Source organism: Streptomyces sp. HUAS 15-9, assembly GCF_025642155.1.
Classification (GTDB): domain Bacteria; phylum Actinomycetota; class Actinomycetes; order Streptomycetales; family Streptomycetaceae; genus Streptomyces.
This window is the reverse complement of sequence record NZ_CP106798.1, coordinates 2,912,171-2,934,902: the sequence shown is the minus strand read 5'-3', so window position 1 is coordinate 2,934,902 and position 22,732 is coordinate 2,912,171. Positions and strand designations below refer to the sequence as shown.

General features: G+C 71.4%; 18 protein-coding genes. 13 read left to right on the top strand and 5 right to left on the bottom strand.

Annotated elements, in window-relative coordinates; translation table 11 throughout:
* Position 1 precedes the first annotated feature (1 nt).
* Together N8I87_RS13450 and N8I87_RS13445 are read right to left on the bottom strand one after the other, a co-directional pair.
* Positions 2-592, bottom strand: coding sequence for a response regulator (locus N8I87_RS13450; RefSeq protein ID WP_263208605.1), 591 nt, complete (start codon positions 590-592; stop codon positions 2-4).
* On the bottom strand, positions 589-4,755 hold the full coding sequence (locus N8I87_RS13445) for a HAMP domain-containing protein (protein WP_263208603.1): 4,167 nt from the start codon (positions 4,753-4,755) through the stop codon (positions 589-591). Before N8I87_RS13445 ends, N8I87_RS13450 begins: the two co-directional genes overlap by 4 nt.
* 102 nt (positions 4,756-4,857) lie before the next feature.
* Here N8I87_RS13445 and N8I87_RS13440 point away from each other — a divergent pair, with 102 nt between their 5' ends.
* From N8I87_RS13440 to N8I87_RS13430, 3 genes are all read left to right on the top strand, one after another.
* Entirely contained in the window at positions 4,858-6,846 is a 1,989-nt protein-coding gene (locus N8I87_RS13440; protein ID WP_263208601.1) for a SpoIIE family protein phosphatase, read from the top strand.
* A 41-nt stretch (positions 6,847-6,887) separates the two neighbouring features.
* Positions 6,888-8,120, top strand: coding sequence for a radical SAM family heme chaperone HemW (gene hemW / locus N8I87_RS13435; RefSeq protein WP_263208599.1), 1,233 nt, complete (start codon positions 6,888-6,890; stop codon positions 8,118-8,120).
* A gap of 98 nt (positions 8,121-8,218) precedes the next feature.
* Complete coding sequence (locus N8I87_RS13430; protein WP_263216436.1) at positions 8,219-8,797, top strand: Uma2 family endonuclease; 579 nt, start codon at positions 8,219-8,221, stop codon at positions 8,795-8,797.
* Here the strand turns inward: N8I87_RS13430 and N8I87_RS13425 are convergent.
* Together N8I87_RS13425 and N8I87_RS13420 are read right to left on the bottom strand one after the other, a co-directional pair.
* A complete protein-coding gene (locus N8I87_RS13425) occupies positions 8,775-9,584 on the bottom strand; it encodes a DUF3097 domain-containing protein (protein WP_263208598.1) in 810 nt (269 codons plus the stop codon). The two genes, N8I87_RS13430 and N8I87_RS13425, sit on opposite strands and share 23 nt — an antisense overlap.
* Positions 9,585-9,618: 34 nt before the next feature.
* Entirely contained in the window at positions 9,619-10,341 is a 723-nt protein-coding gene (locus tag N8I87_RS13420; protein WP_263208596.1) for an MBL fold metallo-hydrolase, read from the bottom strand.
* A 165-nt stretch (positions 10,342-10,506) separates the two neighbouring features.
* Here N8I87_RS13420 and hrcA point away from each other — a divergent pair, with 165 nt between their 5' ends.
* The 10 genes from hrcA (at position 10,507) to N8I87_RS13370 (ending at position 21,413) form a co-directional block, all read left to right on the top strand.
* The gene (gene hrcA, locus N8I87_RS13415) at positions 10,507-11,523 is read left to right on the top strand and encodes a heat-inducible transcriptional repressor HrcA (protein ID WP_263208595.1); all 1,017 of its coding nucleotides are present in this window, start codon (positions 10,507-10,509) and stop codon (positions 11,521-11,523) included.
* A complete protein-coding gene (gene dnaJ / locus N8I87_RS13410) occupies positions 11,524-12,660 on the top strand; it encodes a molecular chaperone DnaJ (protein WP_263208593.1) in 1,137 nt (378 codons plus the stop codon).
* Between the two features lie 99 nt (positions 12,661-12,759).
* Entirely contained in the window at positions 12,760-13,848 is a 1,089-nt protein-coding gene (locus tag N8I87_RS13405; RefSeq protein ID WP_263208591.1) for a nitronate monooxygenase, read from the top strand.
* Positions 13,845-14,603, top strand: coding sequence for a 16S rRNA (uracil(1498)-N(3))-methyltransferase (locus tag N8I87_RS13400; protein WP_263208589.1), 759 nt, complete (start codon positions 13,845-13,847; stop codon positions 14,601-14,603). Before N8I87_RS13405 ends, N8I87_RS13400 begins: the two co-directional genes overlap by 4 nt.
* A 17-nt stretch (positions 14,604-14,620) precedes the next feature.
* On the top strand, positions 14,621-15,013 hold the full coding sequence (locus N8I87_RS13395) for a VOC family protein (protein ID WP_263208588.1): 393 nt from the start codon (positions 14,621-14,623) through the stop codon (positions 15,011-15,013).
* A gap of 132 nt (positions 15,014-15,145) precedes the next feature.
* The gene (locus tag N8I87_RS13390) at positions 15,146-15,709 is read left to right on the top strand and encodes a hypothetical protein (protein ID WP_263208586.1); all 564 of its coding nucleotides are present in this window, start codon (positions 15,146-15,148) and stop codon (positions 15,707-15,709) included.
* A gap of 45 nt (positions 15,710-15,754) precedes the next feature.
* Positions 15,755-19,045, top strand: coding sequence for a S41 family peptidase (locus N8I87_RS13385; protein ID WP_491743934.1), 3,291 nt, complete (start codon positions 15,755-15,757; stop codon positions 19,043-19,045).
* A gap of 89 nt (positions 19,046-19,134) precedes the next feature.
* On the top strand, positions 19,135-19,488 hold the full coding sequence (locus N8I87_RS13380; protein ID WP_263208584.1) for a histidine triad nucleotide-binding protein: 354 nt from the start codon (positions 19,135-19,137) through the stop codon (positions 19,486-19,488).
* Between the two features lie 6 nt (positions 19,489-19,494).
* Positions 19,495-20,400, top strand: coding sequence for a ribonuclease Z (locus N8I87_RS13375; RefSeq protein ID WP_263208582.1), 906 nt, complete (start codon positions 19,495-19,497; stop codon positions 20,398-20,400).
* A 20-nt stretch (positions 20,401-20,420) separates the two neighbouring features.
* On the top strand, positions 20,421-21,413 hold the full coding sequence (locus N8I87_RS13370) for an adenosine deaminase (RefSeq protein ID WP_263208580.1): 993 nt from the start codon (positions 20,421-20,423) through the stop codon (positions 21,411-21,413).
* Here the strand turns inward: N8I87_RS13370 and N8I87_RS13365 are convergent.
* Positions 21,377-22,624 (bottom strand): MFS transporter, encoded by a 1,248-nt coding sequence (locus N8I87_RS13365; RefSeq protein ID WP_263208579.1) that lies wholly within the window; start codon positions 22,622-22,624, stop codon positions 21,377-21,379. The genes N8I87_RS13370 and N8I87_RS13365 overlap by 37 nt on opposite strands.
* Between the last annotated feature and the right edge of the window lie 108 nt (positions 22,625-22,732).

Sequence of the window (22,732 nt, the reverse complement as noted above, 5' to 3'; positions counted from 1 at the left end):
CCTAACGGGCCTGCCCCTGCCCCCGTCGGCGGATCGACTCCACCAGCTGCTGCACCTGCTGCACCTGCGCCCGGGCCTCCGTAAGGTTCACCGGGTCGGCCGCCAACAGCTTTTCCAGGGTGTTCAGATGGGTGGTCACCTGGGCGCAGTGGGACTGTTCCTGGCTGAGCAGGTGTTCCAGCTGACGGTTCTTGCGGTGGAGGTCCAGGAAGACGGAGACCTTGGCGCGCAGTACCCAGGGGTCGAAGGGCTTCGTCAGGTAGTCGGCGGCGCCCGTGGCGTAGCCGCGGAAGGCGTAGCCCGCGTCGTCGTCCGCGCCGGTCAGGAAGATGATCGGGATGTCCTTGGTCTGATCGAGCCGCTTGATGTTCGCGGCCGTCTCGAAGCCGTCCATGCCCGGCATCCGGATGTCCATGAGGACCAGGGCGAACTGCCTGCGCAGCAGCGCCTTCATCGCCTCCTCGCCCGACCGTGCCCGCACGAGCGGCTGGTTGAGGGAGCCCAGGACGGCCTCCAGCGCGATCAGGTTGTCCTCCATGTCGTCCACGAGGAGGATCCCGGCCCGCTCGCCGGTCGTTGCCTCAGCGCTCATGGTGACGTTGCCTCACTCGGTCCGTTCCTCGGCGGGCCCGACTCGTCGTCGTGTCCACCGGCTCCCCCCTCCGGCTCCTCGTCCTCCCCGCTCTCGGGGTCCAGGAGCGCGCATACGACGGTCAGCAGCCGGTCGACGTCCACCGGCTTGGGTACGTAGTCGTTGGCGCCCCGCGCGATCGACTTCTCCCGGTCCCCGGGCATCGCCTTCGCGGTCAGCGCGACGATCGGCAGCCCGGTCCAGCGCGGGGTGCGGCGGATGGAGGCGATGGTCTCGTAGCCGTCCATCTCCGGCATCATGATGTCCATCAGGACCAGCTCGACATCCGGGTTGCGCTCCAGGGTCTCGATGCCCTCCCGGCCGTTCTCCGCGTAGAGCACCGGCATGCCGACGCGGCCCAGGACATGGGTCAGCGCGAACACGTTGCGGATGTCGTCGTCCACGATCAGCACGCGCCGACCGGGCAGCACCTGCCCCGCCCGGCCCGTCTTCCACGCCTCCAGCTTGGTGGGCGCGGGCCAGGAGTCCTCCGTGTCATGGGCCGCGGGGAAGAGCTCGGCGGCCGGCTGCGCGGGCAGCGGCAGGGCCGTACGGTCCTCGGGCACCGGCCCCGTCGCGGTGTGGCCGGGGCTGACGACCGGGACGTACAGCGTGAAGGTGGAGCCCTTGCCCGGCTCGCTCTCCGCGACGATACGGCCGCCCAGCAGGCCCGCGATCTCCCGGCTGATGGACAGGCCGAGGCCCGTGCCGCCGTACTTGCGGTTGGTCGTGCCGTCGGCCTGCTGGAACGCCTCGAAGATCACCGGGAGTTTCTCGGCGGCGATCCCGATGCCCGTGTCGGAGACCGCGAAGGCGATCACCTCGTCACTGTCGCGGACGTAGTGGTGCTCGGGGTCCTTCAACCGGCTCACCCGCAGCTCCACCCGGCCCGTCGCGGTGAACTTGGTCGCGTTGGACAGCAGATTGCGCAGGATCTGCTGGAGGCGCTGCTCGTCGGAGTACATCACCCGCGGTACGTCCTCGCCGACCGCCACCTCGAAGGCGAGCCCCCGGTCCAGGGTGAGCGGACGGAAGGTCGCGTGGACGTAGTCCAGCAGCTTGATGAGCGGCAGCCGTTTCGGCCGTACGTCCATCCGGCCGGCCTCGATCTTCGACAGGTCCAGGATGTCGTTGATCAGTTGGAGCAGGTCCGAGCCCGAGCGGTGGATCGTCGTCGCGAACTGCACCTCCTGTTCGGAGAGATGGGCGTCCGGGTTGTCGGAGAGCAGCCGCGCCAGGATCAGCAGCGAGTTGAGCGGCGTACGGAGCTCGTGCGACATGTTCGCCAGGAACTCCGACTTGTACTGGGACGACGTCGCCAGCAGGGCCGCCTTCTCCTCCAGTTCCGCGTTGGAGCGCTGCAACTCCGCCTGCTGTTTCTGGAGTTCGTCCGAGCGCTCCTGGAGCTGCATCGCCAGCCGCTGGGACTCGCCGAGCAGGGACTCGGTGCGGGAGTTGGCGATGATCGTGTTGATGGCGACGCCGATGGTGTTCACGAACTGGTCGAAGAACGCCAGGTGCACATCGGAGAAGCGGGAGAAGGAGGCCAGCTCGATCACGCCGAGGAGCTTGTCCTCGAACAGGATCGGGATGATGACGATCGTCGTGGGCGCCGCCTCCCCGAGCCCACTGTTGATCTTGATGTAGTCGGGCGGGGCCTCCTCCACCAGGATCCGCTTCTTCTCCCGGGCCGCCTGGCGGACCAGACCGTGCACCGGGAGGCCGCCCGTCTCGACCGTGGCGCCCTGCGCGGAGCCGTATCCGGCGATGAAGGCCAGCCCCTTCGCCGGGACGGCCGTACGCAGCGAGGAGCCGTCCTCGTCGGGGTCGGCCAGGAAGAACGCGCCGTACTGGGCGTTCACCAGCGGCGTCAGCTCGCGCAGGATCAGATCGGCGACCTCCATCAGATCGCGGTGCCCCTGCATCAGCGCGGCCAGCCGGGCCAGATTGGACTCCAGCCAGTCCTTCGCGCGGGTCGTCTCGCGCAGGTTGGCCACCATCAGATTGATGTTGTCCTTCAGCTCGGCGACCTCGCCCTGGGTCTCCACGGTGATCGAGCGGGACATGTCGCCCTGCGCCACGGCGGAGGCGACCTCGGCGATCGCACGGACCTGCGTGGTCAGGTTCAGGGCGAGTTCGTTCACGTTGGTCGTCAGGCGCTTCCAGGTGCCGTACACGCCCTCGACCCGGGCCTGCCCGCCGAGCTGCCCCTCGCTGCCCACCTCGCGGGCCACGCGCGTCACCTCGGAGGAGAAGGAGGACAGCGTGTCCACCATCGTGTTGATGGTGGTCTTCAGCTCCAGGATCTCGCCGCGCGCGTCCACGTCGATCTTCTTCGACAGGTCGCCCGACGCCACCGCCGTCGCCACCTGGGCGATGTTCCGCACCTGTGAAGTGAGGTTGTCCGCCATGTAGTTGACGTTGTCCGTCAGATCCCGCCAGACGCCGGAGACGCCCAGCACCTGGGCCCGCCCGCCGAGCCGGCCGTCGGTGCCGACCTCGCGGGCCACCCTCGTCACCTCGTCGGCGAACGCGCGCAGCTGCTCCACCATCGTGTTGACGGTGTCCTTCAGCTCCAGGATCTCACCGCGCGCGTCGACCGTGATCTTCTTCGACAGATCGCCGTTGGCCACGGCCGTCGTCACCTGGGCGATGTTGCGGACCTGCGACGTCAGGTTCAGCGCCATGAAGTTGACGTTGTCGGTGAGGTCCTTCCAGACCCCGGAGACGCCCCGCACCTGGGCCTGACCGCCGAGGTTGCCCTCGGTGCCGACCTCGCGGGCCACGCGCGTGACCTCGTCGGCGAAGGCGGACAGCTGGTCCACCATCGTGTTGATCGTGGACTTCAGCTCCAGGATCTCGCCCTTCGCCTCCACCGTGATCTTCTTGCCGAGGTCGCCCTGGGCCACGGCCGTCGAGACGAGGGCGATATTGCGGACCTGTGACGTCAGATTGTCCGCCATGAAGTTGACGTTGTCGGTGAGGTCCTTCCAGACCCCGGAGACGCCCCGCACCTGAGCCCGCCCGCCCAGGTTGCCCTCGGTGCCGACCTCGCGGGCCACCCGCGTGACCTCGTCGGCGAAGGCGGACAGCTGGTCCACCATCGTGTTGATGGTCGACTTCAGCTCCAGGATCTCGCCCTGCGCGTCGACCGTGATCTTCTGGCTCAGATCGCCGTTGGCGACGGCCGTCGTCACCTGGGCGATGTTGCGGACCTGCGACGTCAGGTTCGACGCCATGAAGTTGACGTTGTCGGTGAGGTCCTTCCACACCCCGCTGACCCCGCGCACCTGAGCCCGTCCGCCCAACTGCCCCTCGGTGCCGACCTCGCGGGCCACCCGCGTGACCTCGTCGGCGAAGGCGGACAGCTGGTCCACCATCGTGTTGACGGTGAGCTTCAGCTCCAGCAGCTCACCGGTCGCCTCCACCGTCACCGTACGCGTCAGATCGCCGCGGGCCACCGCCGTCGTCACCACGGCGATGTCGCGGACCTGGGCGGTCAGCCGGGACGCCATCGTGTTGACCGCCTCGGTCACGGCCCGCCAACTGCCCGACAGACCCTGCACCTTGGCCCGCCCACCGAGCCGGCCCTCGGTGCCGACCTCACGGGCCACCCGGGTCACCTCGCCGGTGAACAGGGAGAGCTGGTCGACCATCTTGTTCACCGCGGTGCCGAGCCGCCGCAGGTCACCGCGCAACTGCCGGGTCCCGTCGTGCAGGTCGACCCGCTGGGTCAGATCACCCCCGGCCACCGCGTCCAGGACCCGCGTGGCATTGGCCGCCGGGGCCACCAGGGCGTCCAGTATCTGGTTCACGTCATTGACCCGGGTCGTCCACGAGCCCTGGCCCGGGCTGGCCGAGAGCCGCTCGTCGAGCCGGCCGTGTCGCGCCAGCTCCCGCTTCACGCGCCGTAGTTCGGAGTTGAAGTGCAGACTCCGGTCGACGATCTGGTTGAAGACGGCGGCGAGTTCGGCGTCGATGCCGTGCCCGGTCTCCGGCACCTTGGCGAAGTCGCCGTCCCGCAGCGCGGTCATCGCGGCGAGCAGAGGACGCAGTGCGGATGCTCGGAGTTGTTCCGTTTTCTGTCCTTCTTCGAGCAGACGCGTAGCACTGTTCTCACTCATGGCGGCCCACTTCGGTAACTCGGCGCTTATGGGCGCAGTCAGTCTGTCACTCTGTCGGCATCGACCGAGGCGTATTCGTCCGAACTGCTCCGGGAGCCGTAGATGGGGCCCATACCGACGCAACGGGAGACCATTGCCCGTGGCCGTGGTGCGCCTGTGCATCCGAGCGTGGGGGAGTGCACAGAGGTGGGTAGCGCGGGGGAGTGCACGGAGGTGCGTACAGAGGTGGGTACGGAGGTGCGTACGACCCTGCCCGGAAGCCCCCTCGCCCCGGCCACCGCCCGCCAACTGATGCGCTCGGCCCTCACCGAGTGGACCGAGCTGGGGCTCGTGCGCTGCGAGCGGCTCGCCGACGACGCCATGGTCGCGGTCAGCGAACTCGTCACCAACGCCGTCGTCCACGCGGGCACCGACGTCGAACTCACCTGCCGGCTGGACGACACCGGGGCACTCGTCATCGAGGTCTGCGACCACCACCCCTCGCGCGCGCCCCGCGAGCACGGCGGCGACTCGCCGTACGAGACACCGGAGTACGGCCGCGGCCTGCGCCTCGTCGCCACCCTCGCCGAGTCCTGGGGTGTCAGCTATCGCACCGGCGCCAAGACGGTGTGGGCGCGGCTGCCCGCCGAGGGGAGCGCGGCCGCCGACGAGATCGAGGCCTACGCCGGGGAGCGCGCCCTGGAACGCGGGCTGAAGGTCGCCGAGATCCTGGCGCCCGAACCGCAGCGGGCCGAGCGGGACCGGGACTGGCTCGGCCGCGGCGCCCTGTCCTTCCTCGCCGAGGCCTCCGACCTGCTCGCCGGACAGCTCGACGAGACCCTGGTCGCCGCGCTCACCGGACAGCTGATCGTGCCGCGGCTCGCCGACTGGTGCGCGGTGTGGCTGGAGGACGAGTCGACCGGGCGATGGGGATCCCCCAGCTGGAGCGGAGCCGGAAGCGGGGCAGGCTGGGCGGACGGCACCGGCGCCGCGGGACCGCGCCTCGCCCGGGTCTGGCACAGCAGCGAGAACCGCATCGAGGAGCTGCGCCGGGCACTGGACAAGGACCCGCCACGCCCCCGTGACGGGCTGCGGTCCGGGCCCGAGCCGTACCCCTGGCCCGGCGACGCGCTCGGCCCGCAGGGCATCGACGGCACGGCGCTCGCCTACCGGCTGATCGCGGGCGGCCGCCCGCTGGGCACGCTGGTCATCGGGCGATGCGGGCTGCCGCGCTTCCCGGACGAGATCACCGGGCTCGTCGAGGACCTCGGCCGCCGGGTGGCCCTCGCCATCGGCGCGGCCCGCCAGTACGCCCGTCAGGCCAACATCAGCGCCGTCCTGCAGCGCGGGCTGCTGCCGGGCGCGGTCGCCGAGATCCCGGGGCTGCGCAGCGCGCTGGTCTACGAGCCGTGCGACAAGGGCGGCCCGAGCGGCGACTTCTACGACCTGTTCCCGGCGGGCGACGGCCGCTGGTGCTTCGCCGTCGGCGATGTGCAGGGCAAGGGCCCCGAGGCCGCGGTCGTGATCGGGCTGGCCCGCCCCTGGCTGCGGCTCCTCGCCCGCGAGGGCTACCGGGTCGCCGACGTCCTCGACCGCCTCAACCAGCTCCTCCTGGACGACGCCACGGAGGCCGCCGACGCGGCCGCCCGCGCGCTGGCGGCCGCCGGGGGCCGTCCCATGGCTCCCGGGGACGGCCCGCAGACCCGCTTCCTCTCCCTCCTCTACGGCGAACTCGTCCCCTTCGCCGGCGGTGTCCGCTGCACCCTCGCCTCCGCCGGACACCCGCTGCCGTTGCACCTCGGGCCGGACGGGGAGGTCCGTACGGCCGCACAGCCGCAGACCCTCCTCGGGGTCGTCGAGGACGCCACGTACACCAGCGAGACCATCGAACTGCGCTCCGGCGACAGCCTGCTGTGCGTCACCGACGGGGTGACCGAGCGACGCTCCGGCACGCACCAGTTCGACGACGGTGACGGACTCGCGCAGGCGCTGTCCGGTTGCGTGGGGCTGAGCGCCGAGCTGATCGCGGAGCGGATCAGACGGCTGGTGCACGAGTTCGGCGGCGGGGCGCCGGAGGACGACCTGGCGCTGCTGGTGCTCCAGGCGGAGTGACCGTTGCGGAGCAGCCGTGGCCGTACGGGACAATGGAGGACATGCCTTCCGCACTCCCCGACGGCGAGCCCGTCCCCGCCGACGGTGCGCTGCCCGCGTCCGCGCTCGCCGGGGCCGCCGACCGGCCCCTCGGTTTCTACCTGCACGTTCCGTACTGCGCGACCCGCTGCGGCTACTGCGACTTCAACACCTACACCGCGACCGAGCTGCGCGGCACGGGCGGTGTCCTCGCCTCCCGCGACAACTACGCGGACACGCTGATCGACGAGATCCGCCTGGCCCGCAAGGTGCTGGGCGACGACCCGCGCGCGGTCCGCACGGTGTTCGTCGGGGGCGGTACGCCGACGCTGTTGGCCGCGGACGATCTCGTACGGATGCTGGGGGCGATCCGCGACGAGTTCTCTCTGGCGGCCGACGCGGAGGTCACGACGGAGGCGAACCCGGAGTCGGTCGACCCGGCCTATCTGGCCGCGCTCCGCGCGGGCGGCTTCAACCGCGTCTCCTTCGGCATGCAGAGCGCGAAGCAGCATGTGCTGCGCGTGCTCGACCGGACGCACACCCCCGGGCGCCCCGAAGCCTGCGTGGCGGAGGCGAGGGCCGTGGGCTTCGAGCATGTGAACCTGGACCTGATCTACGGCACACCCGGCGAGTCGGACGACGACTGGCGGGCGTCGCTGGACGCGGCGATCGGCGCCGGGCCGGACCACGTCAGCGCCTACGCCCTGATCGTCGAGGAGGGCACGCAGCTGGCCCGTCGCATCCGCCGGGGCGAGGTCCCGATGACGGACGACGACGTCCACGCGGACCGCTATCTGATTGCCGAGGAGGCCCTGTCGGCGGCGGGCTTCGACTGGTACGAGGTGTCCAACTGGGCCACCTCGGAATCGGGCCGCTGCCTGCACAACGAGCTGTACTGGCGCGGGGCCGACTGGTGGGGCGCGGGTCCGGGCGCCCACAGCCACGTCGGAGGCGTCCGCTGGTGGAACGTGAAGCACCCGGGGGCGTACGCGGCGGCCCTGGCGTCGGGGCGGACGCCGGGAGCGGGCCGCGAGCTGCTGTCGGACGAGGACCGCCGGGTGGAGCGGATCCTGCTGGAGCTGCGGCTGCGGGAGGGGGCACCGCTGACGCTGCTGCGCGAGGAGGGGCTCGCGGCTTCGCGCCGGGCACTGGGGGACGGGCTGCTGCAGGAAGGGCCGTACGGGGAGGGGCGGGCGGTGCTGACGTTGCGGGGGAGGCTGCTGGCGGATGCGGTGGTCAGGGACCTGGTGGATTGATCACTCGGGTGAGTGAATCCCCCGGAACGCCGGTTCGGTCCTTAACCTGGTTCGTAGGCTGCCGCCAAAAGGACGCGGCGGATGTGGAGGCCACGGAGATGACCGCTGTGGACGAACGTGGAATGGCCAAGTACATCGAACAGTTCGAGCCTCCCGAGGGTGTCAAGGCTGAGCTTCTCCGCGGAGTGATCGTGATGATGGCCAGCCCTGACATCGTGCACAACATGATCGTTGCCGAGGTGCAGGACCAGATCCCGCGGCTGCGTTGGTCTCGCCTTCAGACCCAGGATGTCGACATCCTCGATGAGACAAGTGAGCCGGTACCGGATCTGGTCGTCGTGGCGCGCGACCTCCTACCCTCTTCGGGACGAGGGCTGCCGTGTCAGCTGATCACGATGGTCGTGGAGGTCGTCTCCAAGTCCAGCGTCCATCAGGACTACGTGGTCAAACGCTCGATCTACGCCGCCGGGAGGATCCCCGCCTACCTCATCCTCGACCCGATCATGGCGCACTGTGTCTTGCTGACGAAACCTGCGGGCCAGGGTGAGGACGCCGACTACCTCAGCCAGGAGATCATCAAGTTCGGCGATCAAGTCCCGTTGGAGGCTCTGGGGCTCGAACTGGACACCAGCGAATTCGGAACCTTCCCGGACGTCAGGCCCCACCGCTACCCGTGACGAAGTCGATCAGTTCCTCCACCCTCCCCAGCAACTCCGGCTCCAGGTCCTTGTAGGACCGCACCCGAGACAGAATCCCCTGCCAAGCCGCCCCCGTGTTCTCCGGCCAGCCCAGCGCCCGGCACACCCCCGTCTTCCAGTCCTGGCCGTGCGGGACGCGCGGCCAGCCCGTGATCCCCAGGGACGCCGGCTTCACCGCCTCCCAGATGTCGATGTACGGGTGGCCCACCACCAGCGCGTGCTCGCTCGTCACCGACTCGGCGAGCCGCCACTCCTTCGTACCCGGCACCAGGTGGTCCACCAGGACACCCAGTCGCGCGTCCGGCCCTGGCCCGAACTCCGCCACGATCGACAGCAGGTCGTCCACACCCTCCAGGTACTCCACGACCACGCCCTCGATGCGCAGGTCGTCGCCCCACACCTTCTCGACCAGCTCCGCGTCGTGGCGGCCCTCGACGTAGATGCGGCCGGCGCGGGCGACACGCGCGCGTGCGCCGGGGACGGCGACCGAGCCGGAAGCGGTACGGGTGGGACGTACCGGCGCTGTCGAAGGCCTCACCAGTGTCACCACCCTGCCCTCCAGCAGGAAGCCGCGCGGCTCCAGCGGGAACACCCGGTGCTTGCCGAAGCGGTCCTCCAGCGTCACCGTGCCCGCCTCGCAGCGGATCACCGCGCCGCAGAAGCCGGTGCCGGGCTCCTCCACCACCAGACCGGGGTCCGCCGGGACCTCCGGGACCGGCTCGGGCTTCTTCCAGGGCGGGGTCAGGTCCGGCGAGTACTGGCGCATTCGGATGACGATAGGAGAACCGCCGTACCCCCGCTCACGACACGCCGAAACGCGCCGCCAGCTCGTCGCGCTGCCGTCGTACGAAACCGGCGTCGACCACCGCTCCGTGACCCGGTACGTACAGCGCGTCCTCGCCGCCCAGGGCGAGCAGCCGGTCGAGGGCCGCGGGCCACCGCGACGGTACGGCGTCGGGGCCGGCCTGGGGCTCGCCGGACTCCTCGACCAGGTCGCCGCAGAACACCACCTCGGGGTCGCCCGGAACCAGGACCGCCAGGTCATGGGCGGTGTGGCCCGGGCCGACGTTCGCCAGCAGCACCTGGCGGCCCTCGCCCAGATCCAGCGTCCACTCGCCGGAGACCAGATGACGGGGCGGGACGAGGGCGTCGGCGGCCTCCTCCGCCTCCTGGGCGGGCAGCCCGTTGCGGATCGCGTCCCGGCGGAGTTCCTCCCGCTCGTACGCGAACACCGCGTCCATGCCCACCGCGGCGAACACCTCCGCGCCCGCGAACGCCGCCGCGCCGAAGACATGGTCGAAGTGCGGGTGGGTGAGCGCGAGATGGGTCACACGGTGACCGGCGAGCTGCTGCGCCCGCTCGCGCAACCACGCGCCCTCCCCGATGCTCGACCCGGCGTCCACCACCAGCGCCGTACCCTCCCCGAGAACCAGCCCCGCCGTGCAGTCCCAGCCAGGCAGCCGGCACCGGCCCACCCCGGCGGCCACCCGCTCCCACCCCAGCTCTTCCCAAGTCACCGTCATACGGCGACGCTATCCGTGACGGCCACCACGGGCACGAAGGCGCATGACCGGCCTTGCCCGGGGCGTACCCCACCGCCGTACACTGGGCCGGGGAACTCTGGCACTCGGACGAGCAGAGTGCCAGGCAGGGCGTCAAGATCACGACATTTCTGGAGGTGTGCGCGGATGCTGAGCGAACGCAGGCTCCAGGTGTTGCGCGCCATCGTCCAGGACTATGTCGGCACGGAGGAGCCGGTCGGCTCCAAGGCGCTCACCGAGCGGCACAACCTCGGCGTGTCCCCGGCGACCGTCCGCAACGACATGGCGGCCCTGGAGGACGAGGGCTTCATCGCCCAGCCGCACACCAGCGCGGGGCGGATCCCGACGGACAAGGGCTACCGGCTGTTCGTCGACAAACTCGCCGGCGTCAAGCCGATGAGCGCCCCCGAACGGCGGGCGATCCAGAACTTCCTCGACGGCGCCGTCGACCTCGACGACGTCGTGGCACGCACGGTACGGCTGCTCGCCCAGCTCACCCGGCAGGTCGCCGTCGTGCAGTACCCCTCCCTGACCCGCTCGACCGTGCGGCACGTGGAACTGCTGTCGCTCGCGCCCGCGCGGGTGATGCTCGTGCTGATCACGGACACCGGCCGGGTCGAGCAGCGGATGGTCGACTGCCCGGCACCCTTCGGGGAATCGTCCCTGGCGGATCTGCGGGCGCGGCTGAACAGCCGGGTCGCGGGCCGTCGTTTCACGGACGTGCCCCAGCTGGTCGAGGATCTGCCGGAGGCCTTCGAGGTCGAGGACCGCGGCACGGTCTCGACGGTGCTCTCCACTCTGCTGGAGACGCTCGTCGAGGAGAACGAGGAGCGGCTGATGATCGGCGGCACCGCCAATCTCACCCGCTTCGGACATGACTTTCCCCTCACGATCCGCCCCGTCCTGGAGGCACTGGAGGAGCAGGTCGTGCTCCTCAAGCTCCTCGGCGAGGCGAAGGATCCGGGTGTGACCGTGCGCATCGGCCACGAGATCGCCCATGAGGGACTCAACTCCACGTCCGTCGTGTCGGTCGGTTACGGTTCGGGCGGCGAGGCAGTGGCCAAGCTCGGCGTGGTCGGACCGACCCGCATGGATTACCCGGGAACGATGGGAGCGGTACGCGCAGTGGCACGTTACGTCGGACAGATCCTGGCGGAGTCGTAAGTGGCCACGGACTACTACGCCGTTCTCGGCGTGCGTCGCGACGCGTCGCAGGAAGAGATCAAGAAGGCCTTCCGCCGGCTCGCGCGCGAGCTGCACCCGGACGTCAACCCGGATCCGAAGACCCAGGAGCGGTTCAAGGAGATCAACGCCGCTTACGAGGTGCTGTCGGACCCGCAGAAGAAGCAGGTCTACGACCTCGGCGGCGACCCGCTCTCGCAGGCCGGCGGGGCCGGTGCGGGCGGCTTCGGGGCCGGTGGCTTCGGCAACTTCTCCGACATCATGGACGCGTTCTTCGGTACGGCGTCGCAGCGCGGACCGCGCTCGCGTACCCGCCGGGGCCAGGACGCGATGATCCGTATCGAGGTCGAGCTGGACGAGGCGGCCTTCGGTACGACCAAGGACATCCAGGTCGACACGGCCGTCGTCTGCAACACCTGCAACGGCGAGGGCGCCGCGCCGGGCACCACCGCCCAGACGTGTGACATGTGCCGCGGCCGCGGTGAGGTGTCGCAGGTGACCCGGTCCTTCCTGGGCCAGGTCATGACGTCCCGCCCGTGCCCCCAGTGCCAGGGCTTCGGCACCGTGGTGCCCACCCCGTGCCCGGAGTGCGCCGGCGACGGCCGCGTGCGGTCCCGTCGCACCCTCACGGTCAAGATCCCGGCCGGTGTCGACAACGGCACGCGCATCCAGCTCGCCGGTGAGGGCGAGGTCGGCCCCGGCGGCGGTCCCGCCGGTGACCTGTACGTCGAGATCCACGAGCTGCCGCACGCCATGTTCCAGCGGCGCGGCGACGATCTGCACTGCACGGTGACGATCCCGATGACGGCGGCGGCGCTCGGCACCAAGGTCCCGCTGGAGACTCTGGACGGCCTCGAAGAGGTCGACATCCGTCCGGGCACCCAGTCCGGCCAGTCGATCCCGCTGCACGGCCGGGGCGTCACGCATCTGCGCGGCGGCGGACGCGGCGACCTCATCGTCCACGTCGAGGTCCAGACCCCGACCAAGCTGGACCCCGAGCAGGAGCGCCTGCTGCGCGAGCTGGCCAAGCTGCGCGGCGAGGAGCGGCCTCAGGGCCAGTTCCAGCCCGGTCAGCAGGGGCTGTTCTCCAGGCTGAAGGATGCGTTCAACGGTCGCTGACGGGTCGGTCGACGGTCGCTGATCCGGCCGCATGCCAATGGCTTATGCCAAGGGGCGGCCGGATTCGGACTTGATCGGAGGACGTGACAACATGCCGTCATGTCCTCCGCACTGACCGATCTCTTCCCACATCCGATCGTGCAGGCCCCCATGGCGGGCGGTGTCTCCGTTCCGCAGCTCGCGGCTGCCGTGTCCGATGCGGGCGGTCTCGGATTCCTCGCCGCCGGGTACAAGACCGCCGACGGCCTGTACCAGGAGATCAAGCAGCTGCGCGGACTCACCAACCGACCCTTCGGCGTCAACGTCTTCATGCCGCAGCCCGAGTACGCCGACCCGTCGGCCGTGGACGTCTACGCCCACCAGCTGGCCGGCGAGGCCGCCTGGTACGAGACCGAGCTCGGCGACCCGGACAGCGGCCGCGACGACGGCTACGACGTCAAGCTCGCCGTGCTCCTCGACAACCCGGTGCCGGTGGTCTCCTTCCACTTCGGCGTCCCGGCCCGTGAGGTGCTGGAGTCCTTCCGCCGCGCGGGCACCCTCACCCTGGTCACCGCGACCACCGTCGAGGAGGCCCTCGCCGTGCGGCGGGCCGGTGCCGACGCGGTGATCGCGCAGGGCGTGGAGGCCGGCGGACACCAGGGCACCCACCGTGACATCCCGGAGAACGACGGCTCCGGCATCGGACTGCTCTCCCTCGTCGCGCAGATCCGCGAGACCGTGGACCTCCCGATCGTCGCGGCGGGCGGCATCATGCGCGGCGGCCAGATCGCCGCCGCCCTCGCGGCGGGCGCGAGCGCGGCCCAGCTCGGCACCGCGTTCCTCGCCACTGCCGAGTCCGGCGCCAACGCCCTGCACAAGCGGGCGCTGACCAACCCGCTCTTCACCCGTACGGAACTCACCCGCGCGTTCTCCGGCAGACCGGCCCGCGGCCTGGTCAACCGCTTCATGCGCGAGCACGGACCGTACGCCCCCGCCGCCTACCCGGAGGTCCACCATCTGACCTCGCCGCTGCGCAAGGCGGCCGCCAAGGCCGGTGACGCGCAGGGCATGGCGCTCTGGGCGGGCCAGGGACACCGGATGGCCCGGGAACTGCCCGCCGGGCAGCTGGTGGAGGTCCTGGCGGCCGAACTCGCCGACGCCAGGACAGCGTTGTCGGCTCTTTCGCAGGCTGGAGGTGACGTCCGATGACCGCTCCGGTGTTCGTGCTCGACCCCCTGGAGCTTCCGGACTTCTGTGGAGGGGAATTCGTCCTCGACGGCCCCGAGGGACGCCACGCGGTGTCCGTCAAGCGGCTGCGGCCCGGTGAGGACGTCATCCTCACCGACGGCCGCGGACGCTGGATGGAGGGCGTCGTCAAGGCCGCCGAGGGCAAGGACCGCCTCGTCATCATGGACCTGGAGTCCGTCTTCGAGGAGCCCCAGCAGCAGCCCCGCATCACCGTCGTCCAGGCCCTCCCCAAGGGCGACCGCGGTGAAGTCGCCGTCGAGACCATGACCGAGGTCGGCGTCGACGCGATCGTGCCCTGGCAGGCCGCCCGCTGCATCACCCAGTGGAAGGGCGACCGCGGGCTCAAGGCGCTCGGCAAGTGGCGGACCACCGCCCGTGAGGCCGGCAAGCAGTCCCGCCGGGTCCGTTTTCCCGAGGTCGCCAACGCGGCGACGACCAAGCAGGTTGCCGCACTTCTCGCCAAAGCCGACTTCGCCGCCGTGCTCCACTCCGACTTCGAGCACCGCGGTGCACCGCTCGCCACCGCCCAACTCCCCGCCGAGGGCGAGATCGTGCTGGTCGTGGGGCCCGAAGGGGGCGTCTCCCAGGAGGAGCTGGCGCTCTTCGAGGAAGCGGGCGCCAAGGCGTACGTCCTCGGGCGTAGCGTGCTGCGTACATCGACCGCCGGGACCGCCGCGGCGGCCCTCCTGCTGGGCCGTACCGGCCGCTGGTCCTGACACCAGGGGGAGACACCGTGGAACTCGCACAGGTCCGGCTGCTCGTCACCGACTTCGCCGCCTGCTACCGCTTCTACGCCGAAGTCCTCGGCCTCAAGCCGCAGTCCGGCGCGACCGGGGGCCCGTACGAGAAGTTCAGCCCGCACTCCGGCTCCGCCGGGATCGCGCTCCAGGACCGCGCGATGATGGCCTCGGTGCTGGGCGAACTGGGCGAGACGGCCACCGGCCACCGCTCCCTGGTGGTCCTGCGCGTCGACGACCTCGACGCCTACTGCGCGGAGATCACCTCCCGCGGAGCCGTCCTGGTCCACGGCCCGGCCCCGATGACCGACCGGATGCGCGTCGCCCACCTCAAGGACCCGGAGGGCAACCTGGTGGAGCTCCAGGAGTGGCTGCTGCTGCGCGGCTGACCACCGAACGATCCGCGTGGAGACTCCGTCCCCGTAGGCGAGCCGCATGCCACTCGACGGTGACGTGCGCGAACACTTGAGTGGCCGTATGTGCTCTTCCGTGGCGCCGGAGTCGGTGGGAGGCTGCCTTCCATGGGGGCATTGAGGACGATTCGGCATCGGCCGCGCGGGCCGCGGGTGGTGGCCGTCGCAGGGCTCGCCGTGGTGGCCGTGGGCGGGGCCGTGGCCTGCCGGCCGGGTGACCTGAGCACGGCGTCGGTGGCGTACACCACCGACAAGACCGCGACCGCGGAGCTGGAGTACCAGCACGTCGACGTGCGCTGGCTCACCTGCACGGGCAACTACGGCAACAAGGGCTACACGGCCGGGAAGACGCCCTCGCCCACCGAGTCCACCGTCGTCTCCGTCGACTGCCAGGGACAGACGAACGACGGACGGAAGATCACCGTCACCGGCAAGGTCACCAAGGCCGTCGACGGCGCGTGCGTGCGCGGGGACCTCGTCGCCAAGGTCGGCGGCAAGGAGTGGTTCCACGTCAAGGGCCTCGGCAACTGCAACGCCAGGCCCGGACCGACGTACACCCCGCCCGTCACCTACCGGCCCCCGGGCGGACAGCAGCCCGGTCCCACCGTCACCGTCACCCGGACCATCTGGTGCAAGGGCGACCCGACCTGCTGGCCCGTCGAGGGCAAGTGATCGGAAAGGGATCCACCGGCTCCGAGCTCTGCTTATGGTGATCGGGTGACTGAGTCCACATCGACGGGTTCGGCGGGTTCGACACGATCGGCCGGATCGCCGGGATCGGCAGGTTCGACCGCGTATCTCCGATTCCCCCACCTGCACGGCGACTTGGTCGCCTTCACCGCCGAGGACGACGTCTGGCTCGCGCCCCTCGACGGCGGCCGGGCCTGGCGCGTCGGCGCCGACAACGTGCCGGTGTCCCATCCGCGCATCTCGCCCGACGGTACGACCCTCGCCTGGACCTCGACCCGGGACGGCGCCCCCGAGGCACACATCGCCCCGGTCACCGGCGGCCCCGCCAAGCGGCTCACGCACTGGGGCAGTTGGCGGACCCAGGTGCGCGGCTGGACCCCGGACGGACAGGTCCTCGCGCTCACCACCCACGGTCAGTCCAGCCTGCGCCGCTCCTGGGCGCACGCCGTCCCGCTCGACGGCGGACCGGCCACCGCCCTGCCGTACGGCCCTGTCGGTGACGTCGCCTTCGGGCCGCGCACCGTGCTGCTGTCCGCGCCGATGGGCCGCGAGGCCGCCTGGTGGAAGCGGTACCGGGGCGGTACGGCGGGCAAGTTGTGGATCGACGCGGAGGGCACGGGGGAGTTCGTACGGCTGCACGAGGAGCTGGACGGGAATCTGGAGTACCCGGTGTGGGTGGGGGACCGGATCGCGTTCCTGTCCGACCACGAGGGCACCGGTGCGCTGTACTCCTCCCTCGCCGACGGCTCCGGGCTGCGCCGGCACACCCCGCTTGGGGGCACCTCCCGCTCGAGCGAAGCCGAGAGTGGGGGAGGCTTCTACGCCCGGCACGCCGCCACCGACGGCAGCCGGGTCGTCTACTCCAGCGCCGGTGAACTGTGGCTGCTCGACGACCTGGAGAGCGCCGAGCCACGCAGACTGGACGTACGGCTGGGCGGGCCGCGCGTCGACCTGCAGCCGTACCCGGTGGACGCGTCCCGCTGGTTCGGCGCCGCGTCCCCCGACCACGCCGCGCGCGGCAGCGCGGTCTCGGTGCGCGGCGCGATCCACTGGATCACCCACCGCTCCGGCCCCGCCCGCGCGCTGGCGGCCAAGCCCGGCGTACGGGCCCGGCTGCCGCGCGCCTTCCGCGCCGACGGCGAGGAATGGGTGGTGTGGGTGACCGACGCCGAGGGCGACGACGCCCTGGAGTTCGCCCCGGCGACCGGACTCACGCCCGGCGCGATCCCCAGACGGCTCGCCGCGGGACAGCTCGGCCGGGTCCTGGAGCTGGCCATGGCGCCCGACGGCAGCCGGGCCGCCGTCGCCGCGCACGACGGGCGGCTGCTGCTCGTCGAGCGGGAGACCGGCGAGGTGCGCGAGGTCGACCGCAGCACCGACGGCGAGGCGTCCGGGCTGGCCTTCTCGCCCGACTCGGCCTGGCTCGCCTGGTCGCACCCCGGCCCGCGCCCCCTGTCCCAGCTCAAGCTCGCCCGCACCACCGACCTGTCGGTCACCGAGGCGACCCCGCTGCGCTTCCAGGACTACGCGCCCGCGTTCACCCTCGACGGCAAGCACCTCGCCTTCCTGTCCAACCGCTCCTTCGACCCGGTCTACGACGAGCACGTCTTCGACCTGGCCTTCGTCGTCGGCGACCGCCCCCACCTGATCACCCTCGCCGCGACCACACCGTCCCCGTTCGGCCCGCAGCGCCACGGCCGCCCCTTCGAGACCCCGGACAAGGACGAGACCCCCGACAGCGAGGGCACCCCGACCACCCGCGTCGACCTCGAAGGACTCGCCGAACGCGTCGTCCCCTTCCCGGTCGAGGCCGCCCGCTACTCCAATCTGCGCGCGGCCAAGGACGGCGTGCTGTGGCTGCGCCACCCGGTGCAGGGCGTCCTGGGCGCCTCCCGGGCCACCCCCGACGCCCCCGAGCCCAAGACCGAGCTGGAGCGCTTCGACCTCGCCCAGCGGCGCATCGAGCATCTCGCGGCCGACGCCGACCACTTCGAGGTGAGCGGCGACGGCAAACGCGTCCTGCTGTGGAGCGACGGCCGGCTCCGGGTCGTACCCAGCGACCGGCGCGCCGCCCACGACGACGACGGCGACACCAGCGTCACCGTCGACCTCGCCCGGGTACGGCAGAGCGTCGACCCGGCCGCGGAGTGGCGCCAGATGTACGACGAGGCCGGGCGCATCATGCGCGATCACTTCTGGCGGCCCGATCTGAGCGGGGTCGACTGGGACGGCGTCCTCGACCGCTACCGCCCGCTGCTCGGCCGTGTCGCCACCCATGACGACCTCGTCGACCTGCTGTGGGAGGTGCAGGGCGAACTCGGCACCTCGCACGCCTACGTCCAGCCGCGCGGCGGATACGGCGACGGGGCCCGCCAGGGCCTGCTGGGCGCCGACATCTCCCGGCACCCGGACGGCAGTTGGCGCATCGACCGGATCCTGCCCTCGGAGACCTCCGACCCCGAGGCCCACTCCCCGCTCGCCGCGCCCGGCGTCGCCGTGCGCGCCGGGGACGCGGTCGTCGCAGTCGGCGGCCACCCGGTCGACCCGGTGACCGGGCCGGGGCCGCTGCTGGTCGGTACGGCGGGACAGCCGGTCGAGCTCACCATCTCGCCGTCCGGCGGCGGCGATCTGCGGCACGCGGCCGTGGTCCCCATCGCCGACGAGGAGCCGCTGCGCTACCACGACTGGGTCACCGGCCGGCGCGCCTACGTCCACGAGCGCTCCGGGGGCCGGCTCGGCTATCTGCACGTGCCCGACATGCAGGCCCCCGGCTGGGCCCAGATCCACCGCGATCTGCGCGTCGAGGTGGCCCGCGAGGGACTCGTCGTCGACGTCCGGGAGAACCGGGGCGGCCACACCTCCCAGCTCGTCGTGGAGAAGCTGGCCCGGCGGATCGTCGGCTGGGTCCTGCCGCGCGGCATGCGGCCCTACAGCTACCCCCAGGACGCGCCCCGGGGACCCGTCGTCGCCGTCGCCAACGAGTTCTCCGGCTCCGACGGCGACATCGTCAACGCGGCGATCCGTGCCCTCGGCATCGGCCCGGTGGTCGGCACCCGCACCTGGGGCGGCGTGATCGGCATCGACAGCCGCTACCACCTGGTCGACGGCACGCTGATCACCCAGCCCAAGTACGCGTTCTGGCTGGAGGGTTACGGCTGGGGAGTGGAGAACCACGGGGTGGACCCGGACGTGGAGGTGGTCCAGCGGCCACAGGACTGGGCGGCGGGCAGGGACCCTCAGCTGGACGAGGCGATCAGGCTCGCGCTGGCGGCGCTGGAGGAGCGGCCCGCCAAGACTCCGCCGGGCCTGCCCGGCTGAGGCCGCGCGCGAGGCCACGGACGGCCCGTCGGCCGACGACGATACGATGCCCCCCGGTACCGCGACCGCCGAACCCCGGAGGGAACCGAATGGCAGGGGAGCCGCAGGACGACTGCCTGTTCTGCAAGATCGTCGAAGGGCACATCCCGGCGACGATCGTCCGTGAGACGGAGACGACCGTCGCCTTCCGGGACATCAACCCCCAGGCACCCACCCACGTCCTGGTGATCCCCAGGGTGCACTACAAGAACGCTGCCGAACTCGCCGCGGCCGAACCGGCCATCGCCGCGGACATACTGCGCGAGGCCCAGGTGGTCGCCGACGAGGAAAAGCTGGAGAGCTACCGCGTCGTCTTCAACACCGGCAGCGGCGCGGGGCAGACCGTCTGGCACGCCCACGCGCACATCCTCGGCGGCCGCGGCATGCACTGGCCCCCCGGATAATTCACCGTGTCCGTACGTGAACTGGTGGTCCTCGGCACCGCCAGCCAGGTCCCGACCCGGCACCGCAACCACAACGGCTATCTGCTGCGCTGGGACGGCGAGGGCATCCTGTTCGACCCCGGCGAGGGCACGCAGCGCCAGATGCTGCGTGCCGGGGTCGCCGCGCACGACCTGAACCGGATCTGCGTCACCCACTTCCACGGGGACCATTCGCTGGGCCTGGCCGGTGTCATCCAGCGGATCAACCTCGACAAGGTCCCGCATCCGGTCACCGCCCACTACCCCCGCTCCGGGCAGCGCTTCTTCGCCCGGCTGCGGTACGCGACCGCCTACCGGGAGACGGTGGAGCTCACCGAGGCGCCGGTGGACACCGACGGGCGGCTCGCGGTGACTCCGTCGTACACACTGGAGGCCCGGAAGCTGTCCCACCCCGTCGAGTCGTACGGCTACCGGCTCATCGAGCCCGACGGTCGCCGCATGCTGCCCGAGCGGCTCGCCGAGCACGGGATCAAGGGGCCGGACGTCGGCCGGATCCAGCGCGAGGGAGTCCTCAGGGGTGTGCGCCTCGACGACGTCAGCGAGGTGCGGCGCGGGCAGCGGTTCGCGTTCGTCATGGACACGAGGCTGTGTGACGGGGTGCATGCGCTGGCCGAGGGCTGCGACATGCTCGTCATCGAGTCCACCTTCCTCGACGAGGACCTGGAACTCGCCGTCGAGCACGGCCATCTGACGGCGGGCCAGGCGGCGGGAGCGGCCCGGGACGCGGGGGTGCGGCACCTCGTGCTCACCCACTTCAGCCAGCGCTACTCCGAACCGGAGGAGTTCGAGCGGCAGGCACGGGCGGCCGGGTTCGAGGGCGAGCTGACGGTGGCCCACGATCTTCTGCGAGTGCCGGTCCCGAAGCGCCGGTAGGTTCCGCTTACGATTCTTCGATGCCCCTCCCGAAAGCAGAACTGCACCTTCACATCGAAGGCACCCTGGAGCCCGAGCTGGCGTTCCGGCTCGCCGGGCGCAACGGCGTCCGGTTGCCGTACGCGGACACGGACGAGCTGCGCAAGGCGTATCAGTTCGAGGACCTCCAGTCCTTCCTGAACCTGTACTACGAGCTCATGGCCGTCCTGCGCACCGAGCGGGACTTCGAGGACCTCGCGAACGAATACCTCGCCCGCGCCGCCGCGCAGGGCGTGCGGCACGCGGAGATCTTCTTCGACCCGCAGGCGCACATCGCCCGCGGCGTCCCGATGGGCACGGTCGTCGAGGGGCTGTGGCGGGCGCTCGGGAACAGCGAGCAGAACCACGGCGTCTCCACCCGGCTGATCATGTGCTTCCTGCGGGACGAGTCCGCCGACTCGGCGCTGGAGACGCTGGAGGCGGCCTGGCCCTACCTCGACCGGATCACCGGGGTCGGCCTCGACTCGGCCGAGGTCGGCCACCCGCCGGTCAAGTTCCGCGAGGTGTACGAGGCCGCCGCCGAGCTCGGACTGCGGCGCGTGGCGCACGCGGGCGAGGAGGGGCCGCCCGCGTACATCACCGAGGCCCTGGACGTGCTCGGTGTCGAGCGCGTCGACCACGGGCTGCGCTGCATGGAGGACCCCGCGCTGGTGGAGCGGCTGGTGCGGGAACGGATCCCGCTCACCCTCTGCCCGCTCTCCAACGTCCGGCTGCGGGCCGTCGACGTCCTGGCGGAGCACCCGCTGCGCGCGATGATCGAGGCCGGGCTGCTGTGCACGGTCAACTCCGACGACCCCGCCTACTTCGGCGGCTACGTCGCCGACAACTACCACGCGGTGCGCGACGCCCTCGGGCTGACCAAGGAGCAGATGCGCGACCTGGCCCGCAACTCCTTCCTCGCGTCCTTCCTGGAGGACGACGAGGAGCGGCGGGCGCGCTATATCGCCGCGGTGGAGGCGTACGAGTTCTCGTAGGCCGGGATCTCGATATGTACGACGGCGTCCTCCAGGGCCCGAGGGGCCGCGACGGGCCGGCGCCTGAGGGCCACGGCCGTCAGCGGTACGGCGATCACGAGCAGACCGGCGGCGAGGATCGCGCCCATGACCGGGAACCCCGCCCGCGCCGACAGCACACTGCCGGTCAGCGGTCCCGCCGCCGTGCCCAGTGACGCGGCCGAGCCGACCAGGACCGCCCAGCGGCCGCGCGGGTCCAGGGAGGCGGCGAGGCCGATCATGTACGACAGCACGACCGGGTAGAGCACGTTCCAGGCGATCTCGCCCGCCGCGAAGGTCATCAGGTCGGTCGCGGACGCGCTGAGCGCGACGCAGACCGCGATGAGCGCCGTACCGGCACCGATGGGTGTGGCCAGACCCAGTCGCGGGCCGAGCGCCCCCGCACCCAGTACCCCGATCAACGCGGCGCCGAGCGCGACCGCGAAGACCGTGCCGACGGTGACCTCCGTGAGGTGCGCCTGGGCGAGGCCGATACGGCCGCTGACGCCCCACAGGGAGTTCTGCACGAGGGACCAGCAGGGCATGGCGGCGACCAGGACCAGGCCGGAGCGCCGGTGGGGAAGCGGCGGTCTGCCGGGCAGGGTGCGCGCGGGTGCCGTACGGAGCGAGAGCCGGCCGGTGAGCGGCCATGCGGCCAGCGCGGTGAGCGCGAGCGCGGCCAGGGGCTGGCCATGGCCCGCGCCGAGGTGCGGGACCGTCAGATAGACGGCGCCCGCGAGCGCGGAGACGCTGAGCAGGCCCAGGATGGAGGCGCGGTGCGGATCGCTCCCCCAAGCTCTCGACTCCGCTCGAGCAGGGGGCGCCCCCATTGCGGCGATGCCGGTGGCGGCGACCGCGGTGACCGTACCCGAGCCGAACCCGCCGACGAGCGCGCCCACGACGACGGCCGGTACGACCGTGGTGAGGGCGGCCCCGCCGTAGCCGAGGACGGCGAGCAGGAGTCCGGCGCGGGCGAGTGTGCGTGCCCCGATCCGGTCGACCCTGGACGCCAGCAGAAAGCCCGCCGCCGCCGAACTCAGCAGCAGGGCACTGCCGATGGCACCGGCCTGGGTGGGGGAGAGGGGAAGCCCCGTGTCGAGTCTGCCGACGGTGGTGGGCAGCAGATACGGAGCGAGGTACCCGGCCGTGAAAAGGGCGACGAGGGGCCAGGGAGTGGTGCGGGGGGCGGACACGGGCGTTCCTGGGGCATGCGAAAGGAGCGGCTCGGAAAGGGGAGGGGGCGACGACCGTCGACGGACAGGAACGCGCGAGCAAGTTGTATCAATCAGGCGGTTGGGGAA